Here is a 16,765-nt window from a genome sequence, read left to right on the forward strand (position 1 = left end):
CGCGCTGCCGGCGCTGGTCATCAGCGGGCGGTCTGCGACTATACTGGAACCACTCAACGGGGGGAGTGAACCATGAAAAACAGATTCAATACCGTCCTGCTGACCCTGGCCCTGCTACTGCCGTCGCTGCCGGCGCTGGCCATGACCTGGCCGCAGGACATCACCGCCAGCGAGGGCACGATTACCGTCTACCAGCCGCAGCCGGAATCGCTGGAAGGCAATACGCTGAAGAGCCGCGCGGCGTTTTCGATTGACCTCGCCAGCGGTGGCGACCCGATCTTTGGCGCGATGTGGTTCACCGCACGCCTGGACACCGATCGTGACAGCGACACCGCCATCATCCGTGACCTAGTGGTCGACCATGTACAGTGGCCGGACTCGAAAGATGCCGAGGAACAACGCTTCACCACCGTGGTTGAGGGCGCGATGCCGCAGGCCGGGTTCGAGATCTCGATGGAGCGGCTGACCGCCAGCCTGGCGGCGGCCGAGACCGAGGCGAAGAGCCTGCAGAACCTGAAAAACGACCCGCCGAAAATCGTTTTCCGCCAGGACCTGGCGGTGCTGCTGCCCTACGATGGCAAGCCGCGCTTTTCCGATATCGACAACAGCCCCTACGAGCGCGCCCTGAACGCGCCGTTCGCAGTCATCCACAAGAAGCGCTCCGACGACTACTTCCTGACCAGCGGCGACTTCTGGTACGCCGCCCGCGACCCGCTGGGCCCGTGGACACCAGACAGCAACCCGCCATCTGACCTGGTGTCGATGGTGCCGAAGCCGTCCGGCGATGACCCGAAGCCGGCCTCGCCGCCGGAAATCGTTACCGCCACCGAACCCACCGAGCTGGTGGTGACCGCCGGCGCGCCGGACTGGGAATCGCTGCCCAACGGCCAGGTGCTGTACGTGAAAAACACCGAGACCGCCTGGCTGCGTGACCTGGCCAGCGGCAATATGTACCTGATGCTGTCCGGGCGCTGGTACCGCTCGAAAGCCGAGGACGGCCCGTGGACCTTCGTGCCGGCCGACGAGCTGCCCGCCGGCTTCCAGGACATTCCACCGGCCTCCGACATCGGCGGCCTGCGCACCTCGGTGGCGGGCACGCCGGAGGCCGAGGACGCCATGCGCGACCAGGCCATCCCGCAGACCGCCGCGATCAAGCGCAGCGACGCCTCGCTGACGGTGACCTACGACGGCAAGCCGAAGTTCGAGAAGATCAAGGGCACCGACGTGGCCTACGCGGTCAACACCGGCGCCCAGGTGCTGGAAATCGACAAGCGCTACTACGCGGTCGACAACGGCGTCTGGTACACCTCGGCCGAAGCCACCGGGCCGTGGGTGGTAGCCGACAGCATCCCCGATGACAAGATTGCCGAGATTCCGCCGTCCTCGCCGGTGTACAACACCACCTACGTGCACGTGTACGACTCCACGCCGGAAGTGGTGTACGTGGGCTACACGCCGGGCTACATGTGGTCGTTCCCGTACTACGGCGTGCCGGTTTACGGCACCGGCTGGTACTACCCGCCGTACTGGGGCGGCGCCTACTACCCGCGCCCGCCGACCTGGGGCTTCAACGTCGGCTACAACCCGTGGACCGGCTGGTCATTCGGGCTCAGCTGGTCGAACGGGTTCTTCAACTTCGGCATGAGCTGGGGCGGCGGTTATCCCGGCCCGTACCGGCCCTGGGGCTGCTGTGGCGGCTGGTATGGCGGTGGCTACCACGGCGGTTACCACGGCGGCGGTAACGTCATCATCAACACCGGTGATATCAATATCGGCAACAACATCAACATTGGTAACCGCACCAATATCAGCAACCGTATCGGCAACGACACGCGCCTGAACAACCTGTCGAAGCAGAACAACCTCTACAACCGCCCCGAGAACCGCGCCCGCAAGGCCGACCCGGCGGTGGTGCGGCGTGACCTGCAGAACGCGCGACCGGCGCAGGGCAAGCTGAACAATGTCTACGCCGACCGCAGCGGCGCGGTCACCCGGCCGAATGGCGATCAGTGGCAGGTGCGCGAAGACGGCCAGTGGAAAGACGCCGCCGACCGCGTCAGCCCGGACACCCGTGACCAGGTGGCCAATGCCGGCCAGCAGGCCCGCGACCGTGCCGCCCAGGCCACGCCGGAGCAGCGCCAGCAGGCGCAGAACAGCGCCCGCCAGGCCCAGGAACGGGCCACGCAGGCGGCCCAGAACCGTTCCGCGGCGAACCGGGCCAGCGGCAGCTACAACCTCAATACCCGCGACCTGAACCGCGACTACTCGGCGCGCCAGCGTGGCCGCAGCATGGAGCGTTCACGGCCGATGCCGCGCGGCGGGAATTTTGGTGGTCGCCGCCGCTGACCGGGCGGCGACCGGTTCGGTCAGAGCCCGGCGGTCTTGACCCTGGATGTCAGGCCCAGCGCCGTGTGCAGGTCGGCGATGGGCGCGACGCGCGGGCTGTGCGCGCCGACGATATAGCGGACATCCAGTTGCTCGCGCTCAATCGCGGCAGCCAGCGCGCGGGTGTTTGAATTCGCCGGCACCATGCGGCCGTTGGGCGGGTTGGGGAAGTGGTCGGCTTCAAACATCACGCCCTCTTCCGGCAGCCAGGCCACCAGCAGGTGTTCGACATGCGGGGTGGGGCCCAGGTCGATGATTTCCACGCGCCGGTCGCCGCTCTCAAACACCAGGCGGTCCTCGACGAAAACCAGGTCCAGGGTGTCACCGTCTTCCGCGTTGTCGCGCACCACGGACTCGTTTTCGGCCACGGTGTACAGCGTCGCGCCTTCGGCCTCGTAGTCCTTCACGCCCACCAGGTGGTCGTTGTGGTGATGGGTGAGGACGGCATGGCGGATGGGCTTGTCGACGCCGGCTTCGCGCAGCGCCTCGATGCGGTCGGCGATGCCGGCCGTTGCGCCGACGGCGACCACGTGGTCATCCATCTCGACGAACATGGCGTAGGTGCCGTTGGCCCCGGCCAGGAAGACCCCTTCCTCGAACTCCTCCAGCACCATTTCCGTGGGCTGCGCGGCGCCTTCGACACGCTCGAAGTCATCGGGCAGGGCGGCGAACTGCGCGATCGGCTGGTTCACCTGTGTTGAGCTGTAGTCAATGGTGATGTTCGGCTGGTCGTTGACCAGCAGCTTGAAGGTGCTGGCGAACGGAATGCCGTCGATGGTGGTGTAGTCCAGGAAGCGGTAATCGACCTGGCCGAACGGCGGTAACACACGCTCGGAACGGCTCAGCAGGTGCGTTTCCCGGTCGAAATACAGCGCCAGGCCCGGCCCGACTTCCATGACCAGCGTAATGATGTCGTGCGGGCGACCGTCGACATCGGCCTCGCCCAGCCAGTGCGAGGTCTGGCGGCGTTCCATCAGTTGCCGGACCAGCAACGGCGCGGTGACCCGCACGAACGGGCCGGACGCGGTATTGAAGTCGGCGTTGGGGTTGTCGGTGACCGTGCCGGCCCGGTAGTCGACGTTCCAGCCCTCTTCACCATCGATCACCACGGTGGTATCGAACTCGAAGCCACCGGCATCGCCGGCCTGGCGGCTGGCATACACGCCGTTCTCCAGGTCAATGGCCTGCAGCGTGGACTGCGCGCCCTCGTCCCATGGCGGGCCCGGTTTGCGGCTTTGGTTCGTGGCCCAGGTGGTAAAGGTGCTCTGGCGCGCCACGGTCTTCAGGTTCTCAATGGTCTCCTCGCCACCGTAGGCCGCGATGGCCGCGTCGATGATCTCGCCCGCCTTGTTGACGGACTTCAACGGCAGGGTTTCTTCGGCCAGTACGGTGCCGGCCATCGGCATGGCGGCAGCAGCGGCAAGGGACAGGGCAGTGCGGTGAATGCGTTTCATGGGCGCTCCTCTTTGTGAATCGGCCGGAACGTGTTCGCTCGAACAGTTCCGCGCGCCCAGCATGCGCATCCCCACATCGCCTGTCTGCGGTGATTCGTTGAATGCGCTTTCCGCCGCGCCAGGCGGCCATAAAAGTGCGACGACTGCGACGAAGCGAGTTGGGGTGACGCGTGACGCGTGACGCGTAACGCGGCGCGTTTGGCCAGGTCGCGCAGGACCGAGACGTCGGCGTTGCAGATAGGGCTCGGTTTGGCTTTTGATGTTGGCTTGCAGGCGGCCTGTGGCCTTCGCGTCACGCGTCACGCGTCACGCGTCACAAAAAAAGCCCCGGGAAGGGGAACCCGGGGCCAGTAACAGCCGGCGTTCGGTGCCGACTGACAGGGACCACGTGGAGAGATCCAGAGAGAGGGCGCGGGAGGGGCCGCACCGGGGTCGTGATCCTGACTCTGTTGCTACGGGGGATTAGATGGAAAAGCGGGGGTGGAGTTCCGGGTTTAGCGGAACTTAATCATTCCGTCAGAAATTGCCCGATGGCGTTGCGCGCGATGGCTTCGGCGCCGATGGCGACGGGGTCGATGCAGGGCAGGCCGGTCTCGGCTGCGAGTTGCTCCAGGTGGGGCTGGCGCGCGTCGGCGGGCAGTCCGGAGGTGTTGACGGCAATCCCCAGGCAGCGGATCGCCGGGTTGGTGCGCCGGCCGAGCGCCAGGTGCGTCTCGATCACTTCTTCCAGCGGCGGCAGCCGGTAATGCGGCCAGCCGGAAACCACGGCACGCAGCGGGTCGTGGCAGACCACGAAGCCGTCGGGCTGCGAGCCATGCATCAGGCCCAGTGCGACACCGGAATAGCCGGGGTGAAAAATGGAGCCCTGGCCTTCGATGACATCAATATGGGCCGGGTCGGCCGCCGGTGACAGCACCTCGGCGGCACCGGAGATGAAATCGGCGACCACGGCGTCGATGGGCAGGCCCTCGCCGGCAATCATGATGCCGGTCTGGCCGGTGGCGCGATAGGTGGAATCGGCGCCCAGGTCCTGCAGGGCACGGTGTAGCGCCAGGGCGGTGTATTTCTTGCCGATGGCGCAATCCGCGGCGACCGTGAGAATGCGTTTGCCGGTGCGGGGTTTGCCGTTACCTACCGGCAGGCCTTTCGGCGGTACGCGGACGTCGACCAGGCGGGCGTGGGCGTTGCGGGCAATGTCGGCCAGGCCATCGCGGTCGGCCAGGCGGATATGCAGGCCGCTGACGATGTCGAGGCCGGCGCGGGCCGCCTCGGTGATGATCGCCCACCAGCTGTCGGGTACGGTGCCGCCCACCGGCGCCACGCCGATGACCAGGCTGCCGCAGCCCTGTGCCGCGGCTTCCGCCACCGACATGTCGGGCACGCCCAGGTCGACGTCGGCGCCGTCGAAGCGCAACTGGCCCATGACCTTTTCCGGGCACCACTGGACAATGCCCAGCGCGGTCTTGGCGTAGGTGGCATCGCTCTCCGCGCCGATCAGCAGCAGGTACGGCGGTTTCAGCTGGACGCGGGTCAGCGTGGTCACGTGGCTACCCCCACAACTCGGTAGGCGGCGCGTCGACGCGGCCCTGGTGGTAGCTCATGCCCGGGTCGCGGTCGCGTTCCAGGAACAGCGCGCCATCCAGGTCGACAAAACGGCACATCTGCGCCAGCACGTAGCCGGGCGCCATGGCCAGGGATGTCCCGACCATGTTGCCAACCATGACCTCCAGGCCACGATCAATGGCCATGTCCGCCAGCCGCAGGCCCTCGGTCAGGCCGCCGGCCTTGTCGAGCTTGATGTTGATGACCTGGTAGCGGCGCGCGGCGGCCTCGAACTCGCCGGTATGCAGGCAGGATTCGTCGGCGCCCAGCGGCACCGGCGGTGAATAACCTTCGAGCTCGGCGTCGCCGCCACGGGGCAGGGGCTGCTCGATCATGGCCACGCCCAGGTCGCGGAAGCGGGGCGCCAGGTCCTGCAGTTGTGCAAACGTCCAGCCCTGGTTCACGTCGACGATGATCTCGGCGTCCGGGCGTGCGGCGCGCACGGCGGAGATCCGCTCCAGCGGCAGTTCGCCGTTCAGCTTCACCTTGATCCGGGGGCTGGCGAGCGCGGCGGCCTGTTCGGCCATTTTCTCTGGAGTGTCGATGCCCACCGTTTCGAACGTGGTGGTCGCGCCCGGGTGGACATCGGCCAGGGCCCAGGCGCGCTGGCCGCGTTGCTTGGCTTCCAGGTCCCAGAGCGCGCAGTCGATCGCGTTGCGCGCACCGCCGGCGGGCAGGAGGTCGAGCAGTTCCTGGCGGCCGGCACCCTGGCGCAGCGCGTCGGACACGGACTCCGCCTGCGCCAGCATGTGCGCGACGTCGTCGTCCATGTAGTAGACGCCGGCGCCCTCGCCACGGCCGCTGTGCTCACCCTCGGTGAGGGTCACCACCAGCGTGTCGACGCTGGTGAAGACATGCCCGGTGATGATGAAGGGCTGCTTCAGGTTCCACGTTTCCGTGTGGAATTTGATCTCGCGCATTGCCGTTGTGCTCCGTCAGGCCAGGTACTGGAAGCCCAGGATGTTCCAGAACCAGTAGAACCAGATCATGAACAGCCCGCACAGGGTAACGCCCAGGTAGCGAATCCGGGCCCAGGCACCTTCCAGCAGGCTGCCGCGCCAAACCGCGAACAGCTTGACCAGCAGCCAGGCGCCGGCGACGGCCGCCAGGATGGGCAGCACCAGCCAGGCCTTGAACAGGCCGGGTACTTCGCTGAACAGGCGGTCCTGAACCGCGGAAATCGTCACGACGCCGGCGATGACGACAATCCAGTTGGCCGCCGCGCACCAGGTCGCGGCGCGGATGGCCGAGCGGTCGGCGGCGGGCAGCTTGCGGATGCGCTCACGCTGGTAGAAGCGTTTCAACAGCACCAGTGCGAACACCAGCAGCGACAGGCCCAGCAGCATGAAGTTGAATCCGGCGGTCTCGTACGTGGCCAGGCGACGCAGCGACATGAACGGCAGGCCGTCCATGACAAAACCGGTGATGTTGCCGGCACCGTCTTCCTGGAAGGCAATCTGGCGCGGGCTGATACCGGGCACCATCGACGCCCCCGGGTTGGATTCGCGGAACAGGTTCTCTTCGATCTCGACGTAGCGCTTGGCCTTGCCGGAGAATGCGACCACCAGTTCATTGTCGACCGGGTAGACCTTGACGCCGCCGCTCAGGCCCAGTGATTTTTCGATCTTGGAGAAGTTGCTGCGCCAGAAACCGTAATCGCCGGCGTAGCGCCCGGCGCGCGTGGCGAAGTCCGCCGGCGGCTCGGGCATGGCGTCCTGGCGCGGGAAGTACTCGGCGTAGAGCGCCGGCGTCAGTGACGAGCGCGGAATGCGGCCGCCGGTGGCCGCAAAGGACACGAAGAACGCCAGGCCGTTCTCGGCGTCGATGCCCAGGTAGGAATGGAACCACTGCGTGTCGCCGCCGTGACCCATGACCCGGTGGCCTTCCAGGTCGGTGGCGTAGAAGCCCAGGCCCATGCCCATCAGGCGTTCGTCATGGCTGAACTGGTCGGACAGTTGCTCGCGCACGGTGGCCTCGGAGAGGATCCGCTGGCCATCGAGCTCACCGCCATTCAGGATCGCCTGCGCGAACCGGACCATGTCGGTGGCGCTGGCGGACTGGCCGCCGGCGGGGCCGAAACTGGCGACGATTTCAAAAGGCTTTTCGACATAGTCGCCGTTTTCGAACGCGTAGCTGGTGGCCATCTTGTCCGCGAGTTCCGCGGGCAGCGGCTCTTCAAACGTCGCGTTGCTCATGCCCAGCGGCTCGAAAATATGGTTGTGCACGTAATCTTCGAAGGATTCACCGGAGACATTGGCGACGATCAGGCCGGCCAGTGCGGTGGCGTAGTTCGAGTAGGCCGTCTGCTTGCCCGGCGGATTGACGCGCTCCTGGCGGTACTTCGACATGGCCTCCTTCAGCGGCACCGCGCGTTCGGGGTCGTCGATGATCAGGTAGCCCAGGGCGCCGTCTTCGAAGCCGGCCGTGTGGGTCATGATGTGGCGCAGGGTGATGGGCTCATCGAAGGTATCGGGAATCTCGACGCTGTCGAGATATTCATTGACGTCGGTGTCGAGGTCGAGCTTGCCCTGTTCCACCAGCTGCATGACCGACACCCAGGTGAACAGCTTGGACACGGAACCGGGGCGGAACAGCGTGGTGTAGGGGTCGACCGCCTTGCCGCTGTCGATGTCCTGGTAGCCGTAGCCCTTGGCGAAGATCAGCTCACCGTCCTTGGCAATGGCGACCACGCCGGACGGGCTGTTGTTGTTCTTCATCAGCGGCTCGACCACGCCGTCGACGAACGCTTCCAGGGCGACCGGGTCGTCCATCGTGGGTGCGGCGAATGCGGCGGTGCCGACCAGTGCGGCCAGCGCGGCGGCGGCAATGCGGGAGAAAAATGTCATGGGACCCGTCCTCGTTGTGCGTTTATCCGGCATATCCGGGGGTGTCCGGCGATGTTACCCGCCCGCCTATCGAGTTTGGTAGGCGAAAAAGACAGTAAAATATGCATATTGGACAAAGGGCGGTACACTGCGCCCTATGCGATATGACGACGAGTACGCCGCGAACCTGCCCCCCGGCTTTGACCCCGAAGCGGCATCACCCGCCGAACTGGGCGCGCTCTTTGAAGGTGCGCGCTGCATTTCCCGGTTTCACTCGGCGGCGGATGGCAGCTTTGTCAAGGAACTGCAGCAGGCCCGGCTGGGTCGCTCCTACAGTTACAGGATTGACGCTGGGGGTCTTCTGGAGGTCAACGATTCGTTCCTGAGAACACCCGTCGTCATTCGTAATGAAGTTGATGACCTGATCAGTTTTCAGTTCGTGTCCTCGGTAAAACGGGCCGAATTCCTGGGCGAACGCAAAAATGTCCACGACCTGGGTCCGGCGGTCATCGTGTCCGCGATCCCGCGGCCCGAGTACACCTATCGTGTTCCCCGAACCAATGAAACGATCCGCCATGTCGTGGTGTACACCACGCTGTCAAACCTGATGGAACGCATGGGAGAGTGTGCCCTCGATTACCCGGTCTGGTTGCGGGAGATTCTCGAGCTTCGTCATACAGCGCCGCGCCAGCGCGTGCTTTTTCTCGAGGATGTTCATCGGGAACTGACATGGCCCTTTTTCCACCAACCCGTTTCCGGTCACCTGCTCAATCACTGGATGAACGCGAAATTCAATGAGCTGCTGACCATAGGCCTTCAAATCCTGAAGAACGACCATGCCTGGCTGGACACCGGTCAGCAGGACGCCGACGTGCCTCGCGGTGACATTATCCGCCGGGCCCGGACCATACTCGATCGCGAGTACGCGAATCCGCCATCACTGCCGCAACTGGCGCGGCACCTTGGTATTTCCGGGACGCAGCTGAAGAGTGGGTTCAAGTCAATGCACGGCACGACGGTTGGCCAGTACACCATCGAGCGGCGGATCGAGGCCGCCCGACTTTTGTTGAATGAGAACAGTCATTCCATTTCCGAGATCGCCGACATCGTTGGGTACCAGGATCATTCCGCGTTCACCCGGGCCTTCCGGCGCCTCAGTGGCTGTACGCCGAGAGCCTGGAGGCTGTCACGCAGGCGCGTCTGAACTGCATATTAAATTGTCGAATCAGCCTAATTATATGGCTGGGGACGGATTAGCATGATGCGGCACCCCCCAGTTTGATGACAACGGGAATACAAAAATGATTCGCACAGCATGCTACCGACTCTCCACCCTGGCCTGCGCCATCGCCGCCGGCCTGGGCGTTTCCGCCACCGCGATCGCCCAGGAAAGCGATGACGACGAAAGCCTTAACACCATCCTCGAGGAAGTGATCGTCACCGCCTCGCGGCGCGAAGAATCACTACAGGATGTCGCCGCCGCCGTCGCCGTGGTCGATACTGGCAAGTACGCCGACGCGGGGCTGGTCGGACTGGCCGACGTCTTGCCATTCGTTCCCGGCGTCTCGGTGATCGATTCCGGGCGGCCGTATTTCAACCTGGTTTACATGCGCGGCATCAATGCCGTGCTGTCGGCCGGCGTGACCAGCTACCTGGACGAGATTCCCGTGGGGTCGTCCACCGTTTACACCACGCCCGCGCCGCTGGATGGCACCTTGCTCGACCTGGGCACCATGGATGTCCTGAAGGGCCCCCAGGGCACGCTTTACGGTGCCAGCGCCATTGGCGGCATCCTGAAATTCAACACCCGCGCGCCGTCGCTGGAGAACTGGTCCGGGAGCGCTTCCGCCAACCTGTCCGACACGCACGGCGGCGGTTTCAACCAGCTCTACCGCGCCAACCTCAATGGACCGATCATCGGTGACACTCTCGGTATCAGCTTCACCGCGTTCTCCCAGGAGGACGATGGCTATATCGATAACGTCGCCCTGGGCAAGGAAAACTGGGATTCCTACGAATATTACGGCGGTTCGGGCAGCCTGTTGTGGCAGGCCACCGAAAACCTGTCGTTCACCTTCCAGGCGATGGTCCAGAACGCGACGCAGGACGGCGCGACGACAGTACAGGCCAACCACGCGCAGGACCAGTTGCAGCCGGGGCTGGCCGCGGGTGAGCCGTGGTACGGCGAGTACGAAACCGGGGCGGCGGATCTGAACCCCAGCGAATATGAAGCCGAGTTGCTGGGCCTGACCATTCGCTATTCAACCGGCTTTGGTGAGTTCCTGTCAGTCACCAGCAGCCAGGAAGTGAATTTTACCCAGGAAACCGACCTGACGGTGCCGTACGCCGCCTACGCTGACCTGTTCTACCCGGACAACGCGCCGCACACCAAGGCGTTGTTCATTGGCGACCTGGGCTTCGAGAAAGTGACGCAGGAGTTCCGCCTGGTTTCCGAGTCGAACGAAACTTTCGAATGGATCGTCGGCGCGTTTTACACGGAAGAAGAAGGCCATAACATCCAGCGACTGGACACCACGCCGGCGTCCGACCTGTTGTTCGTTGACTTTCCGTCGACCTACCAGGAAAAGTCGGCGTTCGCGACGGGCACCTGGTATTTCACGCCCGATTTCGACGCCAGCGTAGGCCTGCGCTACACCGATTATTCGAACGACGTCGAACTGGCGGCGGTGGGGCCGCTGATCGCGCCCCTGCCGTACATCGAGATCGAAGACGACGTGACCAACTACCTGGCCAACTTGCGCTGGCGGCCCAGTGACAATATGTCCATCTACGCGCGAGTGGCCAGCGGCTTCCGTCCGGGTGGCGCCAATTTTCTGTTGCTGGACGCGGATGGTAACCCGCTCACTGACCCCTTTTTCCGGCCCGACGAGCTGGTCAGCTACGAACTGGGTCTGAAAGGCACGACAGCCGATGGCCGTTTCTCCTATGACCTGGCGGCATTTCATATCGACTGGGAAGACTACCAGGTGCGGACCTCGGTAGGCGGTGTGAGCGTTGCGGCCAATGCCGGCAAGGCCAGCAGTGACGGCGTCGAAGCGGCACTGGGCTTCGCGCTCACCGACAACCTGATCCTGACGGGTTCACTCACCTGGACCGATGCCAGGATGGGTGAAGACGAACCCGTGATTGGCAGCCCCAAGGGCGAGCGACTGCCGCTGACGCCGGAATGGCAGGCCGCTCTGGATGCCCAGTACAACTTCCAGTTGGGCAACCTGCCGGCCTACGTTGGCGCGGCCTGGCGTTACAAGGGCGAAATGTTCGTCGGCATGAGTGGTTACACGGACGCTTTCGGCACATTCTATCCGGGCCAGTCACCCAGGATCACGCTGCCCAGTTATGACCTGGTTGACTTGCGAGGTGGTGTCACCGTCGGCGCGTTCGACTTCTCGCTGTACGTCACCAACGTATTCGACGAATGGGCCTGGACGAGTTTTGACTCGCTGGCCGCGGGTATTTCCACTGGCACCCCCACCCGTCCGCGTACCGTGGGTGGCGTTGTACGCTGGAACTTCTGATACATTTCCCGGCATTAAAGGGGCCCCGGTAACGGGCCCCTTCTTCTTTACAGGCATCCCGATATGAATCGTATCCCGCTTGGTTCCGTGGTGCTTGCCGCCACCCTGGCATCGACACCGGTCTTCGCCAACCCATCCGACGACGACATTGCCGCGATTGCCCACCGCGCCATGGAGACGTTCAACGCGCCCGGCATCACCGTGTCCGTTGTTAAAGACGGAGAGCTGGTCTACGCCGGTGGCCAGGGCGTGCTGGAGGCTGGCAAGCGCGGCGATGTCGATGCCGACACGCTGTTCCAGATCGGCTCGGTGTCCAAGGCCTTTACCGCGGCTGCGCTGGCGGTGCTGGCCGATGACGGCAAGCTGTCCTTCGACGACCGGGTCATCGACCATATCCCCGAATTCCGCATGTTTGATGCCTGGGTGACACGCGAGTTCACCGTGCGTGACCTTCTCACGCACCGCAGCGGCCTGCCGCTGGGCGCCGGCGACCTGCTGATGTTTCCCGAGGCGGATACGAGCCGGGATGAGATTATCGCGGCGCTGGCGCACCTGGAGCCCAGCAGCAGCTTCCGCTCGAAGTACGACTACGACAATACGCTGTACATCGTTGCCGGCGTGGTGGTCGAGCGCACCTCGGGGCAGTCCTTCGAGTCGTTCGTCGAAGACCGGCTGTTGAAGCCGCTGGGCATGAACGATTGCGCAGCCACGTTTGGGCGCGCGCCGGAAAAGGCCGACAAGGCCGTGCCGCACATGTACATCGACGGCGAGTACCAGGTCACCCCCACGGGCCTGAAGGGTGACACGGCGGCGCCGGCCGGCGGCGTCATCTGTAGTGCCAACAGCATGGCGAAGTGGATGAACTTCATCCTGGCAGGCGGCACCACGCCGGACGGCCAGGCCCTGATCAGTGCGGGCCAGTTCGCCCAGTTGCTGAACCCCGTCACCATCACATCAACACCGGGGTTCCTGCGTGAGCATGCCGGCGCCGAACTGTCCGCCTATGCACTGGGCTGGGGCGTGTCGACCTTCCACGGCCAGCCGCTGCATTCGCACGGCGGCGGCCTGCTGGGCATGACCTCGCACCTGGCCCTGTGGCCGCGCCAGAACCTGGGCGTGTTCGTCAGCAACAACCAGATGTCCGTGGCGCCGCGGCCGGTAGCCTACGACATCGCCGAACTGTTCCTGGATGACGCGGCCAACGATCCGGACTGGATCGCCGTGGTCGATGAACTGATCGGCCAGATGCGAGCGGCCGGCGACGATGTGGTCGCGCAGGCCATGGAAGCGCGCAACGCCGACAGCACACCCAGCCTGCCGCTGGACGCCTACGCCGGCACTTACCGGGATGACTGGTACGGCCCCATCGAGCTGAGCCTGGAAGACGACGGCCAACTGTGGTTCACCTCGCCGCGCAGTGCGCCGCTCCGTGGGCCGCTGGAGCATTTCCAGTACGATACCTTCATCGTTCGCTGGCAGGACCGGCGCCTGAACGCCGACGCCTACGTGACCTTCACGCTGGGGGCACAGGGCGACATCGAGGGCATCCGCATGAAAGCCGTTTCACCCAACACGGACTTCTCGTTCGACTTTCACGACCTGGACCTGGTCAAGGTCCAGTGAGCGGCCGCGCTTCGTGATCCAGGCCGACTGGACGTTCATTCTCTGGGCCGTGCTGGCGGCCCTGGCCGCGCTGGGCTTCTGGGCCGACCGCACCCGCATCGGCAGCCAGGTCTCCGGCCTGGCCATCGTGCTGGCCACCGGCATGCTGCTGTCCAACATCGGCGTGCTGCCCAAGTCGGCGCCCACTTATGGCGTGATCTGGGTCTACCTGGTGCCGGTGGCAATTTCGCTGCTGCTGCTCAAGGCCGATCTGCGGCGGGTGCTGACCGAGACCCGCGGCATGCTGCTGCCATTTGCGCTGGGCGCGGTGGGCACCACCATTGGCGCGCTACTGGGCGTCTGGTTGCTGCCGCTGGGCGAGCACTCGGCCAAGCTCGCGGGCGTGTTCAGCGCCACCTATATCGGTGGCTCCATGAACATGGCCGCAGTCACCCAGGCGGTTGAACTGGACCCGTCCATCGCCACCGCCGCGGTGGCTGCAGATAACGTGGTCGGCGTGCTGTACCTGGCGTTCCTGGCGCTGGTGCCTTCGATGGCGCTGTTTCGGCGCTGGTTTGGGGTTACGGGTGACGGGTTACGCGTGACGCGTGACGACCCCACGGCCGGCGACAATGGTGACGAAGAAGACGTTACGCGTCACGCGTCACGCGTCACCCACCTCGACCTGGTGCACCTGGGCCTGGCACTGGCCATCGCCTTCGTCATCTGTGGCATCGGCCAGTGGCTGGCCAACCTGATGGGTGTCGGTGGCTACGCGGTGCTGTTCATCACGGCGCTCACGGTGCTGGTGGCAAATGTTTTCCCGCGCCAGCTGGCCAGGCTCCAGGGTGATTACGACATCGGCCTGTTCTTCATGTACCTGTTCTTCGCCGCCATCGGCATCAGCGCAGACGTCGCGGCGATGGTCACTTCCGCGCCGCTGCTGGCGCTGTACGCGGCCATCATCGTGCTCTGCCACGCACTCGCCGTGTTTGGGCTGGGCCGTTTCCTGCGTACCGACCTGATGGACTCGGTCATCGCCTCCAACGCCTGTGCCTCCGGCCCGGCCAGTGCCGCCGCCCTGGCCGCCGGCAAGGGCCGCCCGGACCTGGTCGCGCCGGCGGTTTTGCTGGGCGTTTTCGGTTACGCCGTCGCCAACTTTATCGGCATTGGCCTGGTGACCTGGCTGGGCTAGTCGTCCTTTCGCCAGTCACCGACGGCCCGTCTGGTGCAACGATATCCATCCTTGACCATAATGAGGCCTGGATTGACCAATGCCCGGAATTCGCCGGGCACCTTTCCATGACTGGCGGAGTCCGTAATGGAATTGCACGAACAACTGGCCGTCATCGCGCTGTTTGTCTTCGCCTATTCACTGGTGGCCAAACGGGTGGAGCAGTCGTGGGTGTCCGGGCCCATGGTGTTCGTCACGGCCGGCTTCCTGATGGGCCCGGCCGCACTCGGCTGGTTCAGTGGCGAAGAATCCCGTCACACGCTGCGGTTCCTGGCCGACCTGACGCTGGCGTTGTTCCTGTTCAATGATTCGGCCAATGCCAACCTGAGAACTCTGAAGCGTTATTACGGCTTGCCGGCGCGCATGTTGCTCATCGGCCTTCCCGGGGCCGTGCTGCTGGGTTTTCTCGCCGCGTTCGTGATGTTCGACGCGCTCAGCCTGTACGAGGCGGCGGCCCTGGGCGCCATGCTGGCGGCCACGGACGCCGCGCTGGGCAAGGCTGTGGTGACCAACCCCGCCGTTCCATCACGCCTGCGCGAAGGCCTGAATGTCGAAAGCGGCCTTAACGACGGCTTGTGTGTGCCCATCCTGCTGCTGTTCGTCGGCCTTGAGGTCGGCAGCGAAGCCCATGCGGGTGGCGGCGCGGTCCTGCACCTGCTGGCAGAGGAACTGGGTATTGGCACGTTGGTGGGTGTGAGCCTGGCCGCGGTCGGGGTATGGCTGTTCAGGACCTGCTGGGACCGCGGCTGGATGTCTTCCGTCTGGGGCCAGATCACCTCGGCCGCATTGGCCATCGGCTGCTTTTCCGTTGCCCAGAGCCTGGGAGGTAGTGGCTACATTGCCGCCTTCGTTGGCGGCATGCTGTTCGGGCACCTGGCCGGTGAAGAGACCCACGAGGTCCTGCACTCTTCGGAGGGCATGGCCGAAACACTGGCATTGCTCACATGGATGCTGTTCGGCATGGCCGTGGTCTGGCAGGTCATCGGCCAGGTCACCTGGGAAGTGTTTGTCTATGCGCTGCTGAGCCTGACCGTTGTGCGGATGCTGCCGGTCTGGCTGTCCCTGGCCGGCACGGGTGAATCGAATGCCAACAAGCTGTTCCTGGGGTGGTTCGGGCCACGTGGCCTGGCCAGTATCGTGTTTGCCGTCATGGTCCTGGATGCGGGTTTGCCGGGCGCTGAACTCATGAACCTGGTGGTGCTGTGCACCGTGTTTCTCAGCCTGGTTGCGCATGGCATGACCGCCAACCCACTTGCGCGCCGCATATCTGCTTCGCGGCAGGGTTCATAATCGATTGCCAGGCCCCCTGGACATCCGCTAACGAGGAATGGACTGATGAATGGAAACGCGATTTCGAAAGGCTCGGTCCTGGTACGGCCGGCACTGGCTGCGCTGGTGGTGGGCATAGGCATGGCGCCTATCGACACGCGGGCGCAGGCTGGTGGTGAGGATGAATGGAAACAGTCCTTCCACATTTACCTGTTGGGCCCGACCATCGAGGGCACCGCGGGCGTCGGGCCGGCCGATGCGGATGTCGATGTCGACGCCGGTGATGTGTTCGACATGCTTGAGGGCGCCTTTCTGGGTATGTATTCGGCGGAGAAAAACGGTTGGGGCGTTTTCGCAGACGTGGTCTACATGGACCTCGAATCCGATTTCAGTCTGGCCAATGGGGCGGTGACCGGCGAGTTCGGCAATAAGCAGCTGACCGCCGCCGTTTCCGCCACGCGGCGACTGAACGCGAACTGGGAGTTGCTGGCCGGCGGCATGTATACCGACGTGAAGCTGGCGCTGGATACCCAGGGGCCGGCCGGCGGGCAGAGCCGCCGACGCTCGGAGTCGTGGATCGACCCGTTCGTGGGCGCCCGTTTCCAGGCGCCGATGGGCGAGCACTGGACGTTTGCCAGTTTCGGCTACCTGGGTGGCTTCGGCGTGGGCTCCGACCTGATGTGGTCACTGAATGCCGGCCTGGCGTACCAGGTGACCGAGCACAATGCCTTTACCGTGTTGTATCGCTACATCGACTTCGACTACGAAGATGGCGACGGCCTGGACCGCTTCCGGTTCGACATCGCCGAGCACGGCCCGGCCATCGGCTGGCGTTTCAGCTTCTGAGCCGGCCTCCAG

At 64.6% G+C, this 16,765-nt stretch carries 11 protein-coding genes; 7 read left to right on the forward strand and 4 right to left on the reverse strand.

The window, feature by feature from the left end:
* Positions 1–72 precede the first annotated feature (72 nt).
* Positions 73–2,346, forward strand: coding sequence for a carbohydrate-binding family V/XII (locus F3N42_RS00270; RefSeq protein ID WP_150862371.1), 2,274 nt, complete (start codon positions 73–75; stop codon positions 2,344–2,346).
* Positions 2,347–2,366: 20 nt separating this feature from the next.
* On the opposite strand, the gene F3N42_RS00275 is transcribed toward F3N42_RS00270, so the two are convergent.
* The 4 genes from F3N42_RS00275 to F3N42_RS00290 all read right to left on the reverse strand — a co-directional run bounded on the left by F3N42_RS00275 (position 2,367) and on the right by F3N42_RS00290 (position 8,287).
* The gene (locus F3N42_RS00275) at positions 2,367–3,839 is read right to left on the reverse strand and encodes an MBL fold metallo-hydrolase (RefSeq protein ID WP_191621128.1); all 1,473 of its coding nucleotides are present in this window, start codon (positions 3,837–3,839) and stop codon (positions 2,367–2,369) included.
* A 508-nt stretch (positions 3,840–4,347) separates the two neighbouring features.
* A complete protein-coding gene (locus F3N42_RS00280) occupies positions 4,348–5,382 on the reverse strand; it encodes a DUF1611 domain-containing protein (RefSeq protein ID WP_224784599.1) in 1,035 nt (344 codons plus the stop codon).
* 4 nt (positions 5,383–5,386) lie between these two features.
* The gene (gene dgcA / locus F3N42_RS00285; RefSeq protein ID WP_150862373.1) at positions 5,387–6,361 is read right to left on the reverse strand and encodes an N-acetyl-D-Glu racemase DgcA; all 975 of its coding nucleotides are present in this window, start codon (positions 6,359–6,361) and stop codon (positions 5,387–5,389) included.
* A 15-nt stretch (positions 6,362–6,376) separates the two neighbouring features.
* Positions 6,377–8,287: a serine hydrolase domain-containing protein gene (locus tag F3N42_RS00290; protein WP_191621129.1), complete on the reverse strand. Its 1,911-nt coding sequence runs from the start codon at positions 8,285–8,287 to the stop codon at positions 6,377–6,379.
* 136 nt (positions 8,288–8,423) lie between these two features.
* On the opposite strand from F3N42_RS00290, the gene F3N42_RS00295 reads away from it, so the two are divergent.
* From F3N42_RS00295 to F3N42_RS00320, 6 genes are all read left to right on the forward strand, one after another.
* Complete coding sequence (locus F3N42_RS00295; RefSeq protein ID WP_150862375.1) at positions 8,424–9,470, forward strand: helix-turn-helix transcriptional regulator; 1,047 nt, start codon at positions 8,424–8,426, stop codon at positions 9,468–9,470.
* 97 nt (positions 9,471–9,567) lie between these two features.
* Entirely contained in the window at positions 9,568–11,802 is a 2,235-nt protein-coding gene (locus F3N42_RS00300; RefSeq protein ID WP_150862376.1) for a TonB-dependent receptor, read from the forward strand.
* 63 nt (positions 11,803–11,865) lie between these two features.
* Positions 11,866–13,425: a serine hydrolase gene (locus F3N42_RS00305; RefSeq protein ID WP_150862377.1), complete on the forward strand. Its 1,560-nt coding sequence runs from the start codon at positions 11,866–11,868 to the stop codon at positions 13,423–13,425.
* A gap of 13 nt (positions 13,426–13,438) precedes the next feature.
* Complete coding sequence (locus F3N42_RS00310) at positions 13,439–14,599, forward strand: DUF819 family protein (RefSeq protein WP_150862378.1); 1,161 nt, start codon at positions 13,439–13,441, stop codon at positions 14,597–14,599.
* Positions 14,600–14,725: 126 nt separating this feature from the next.
* Positions 14,726–15,928: a cation:proton antiporter gene (locus tag F3N42_RS00315; protein WP_150862379.1), complete on the forward strand. Its 1,203-nt coding sequence runs from the start codon at positions 14,726–14,728 to the stop codon at positions 15,926–15,928.
* Positions 15,929–15,973: 45 nt separating this feature from the next.
* Positions 15,974–16,753 (forward strand): outer membrane protein, encoded by a 780-nt coding sequence (locus tag F3N42_RS00320; protein ID WP_150862380.1) that lies wholly within the window; start codon positions 15,974–15,976, stop codon positions 16,751–16,753.
* The last annotated feature ends 12 nt before the right edge of the window (positions 16,754–16,765 follow it).

The sequence above is a fragment of the Marinihelvus fidelis genome, assembly GCF_008725655.1.
Classification (GTDB): domain Bacteria; phylum Pseudomonadota; class Gammaproteobacteria; order Xanthomonadales; family SZUA-36; genus Marinihelvus; species Marinihelvus fidelis.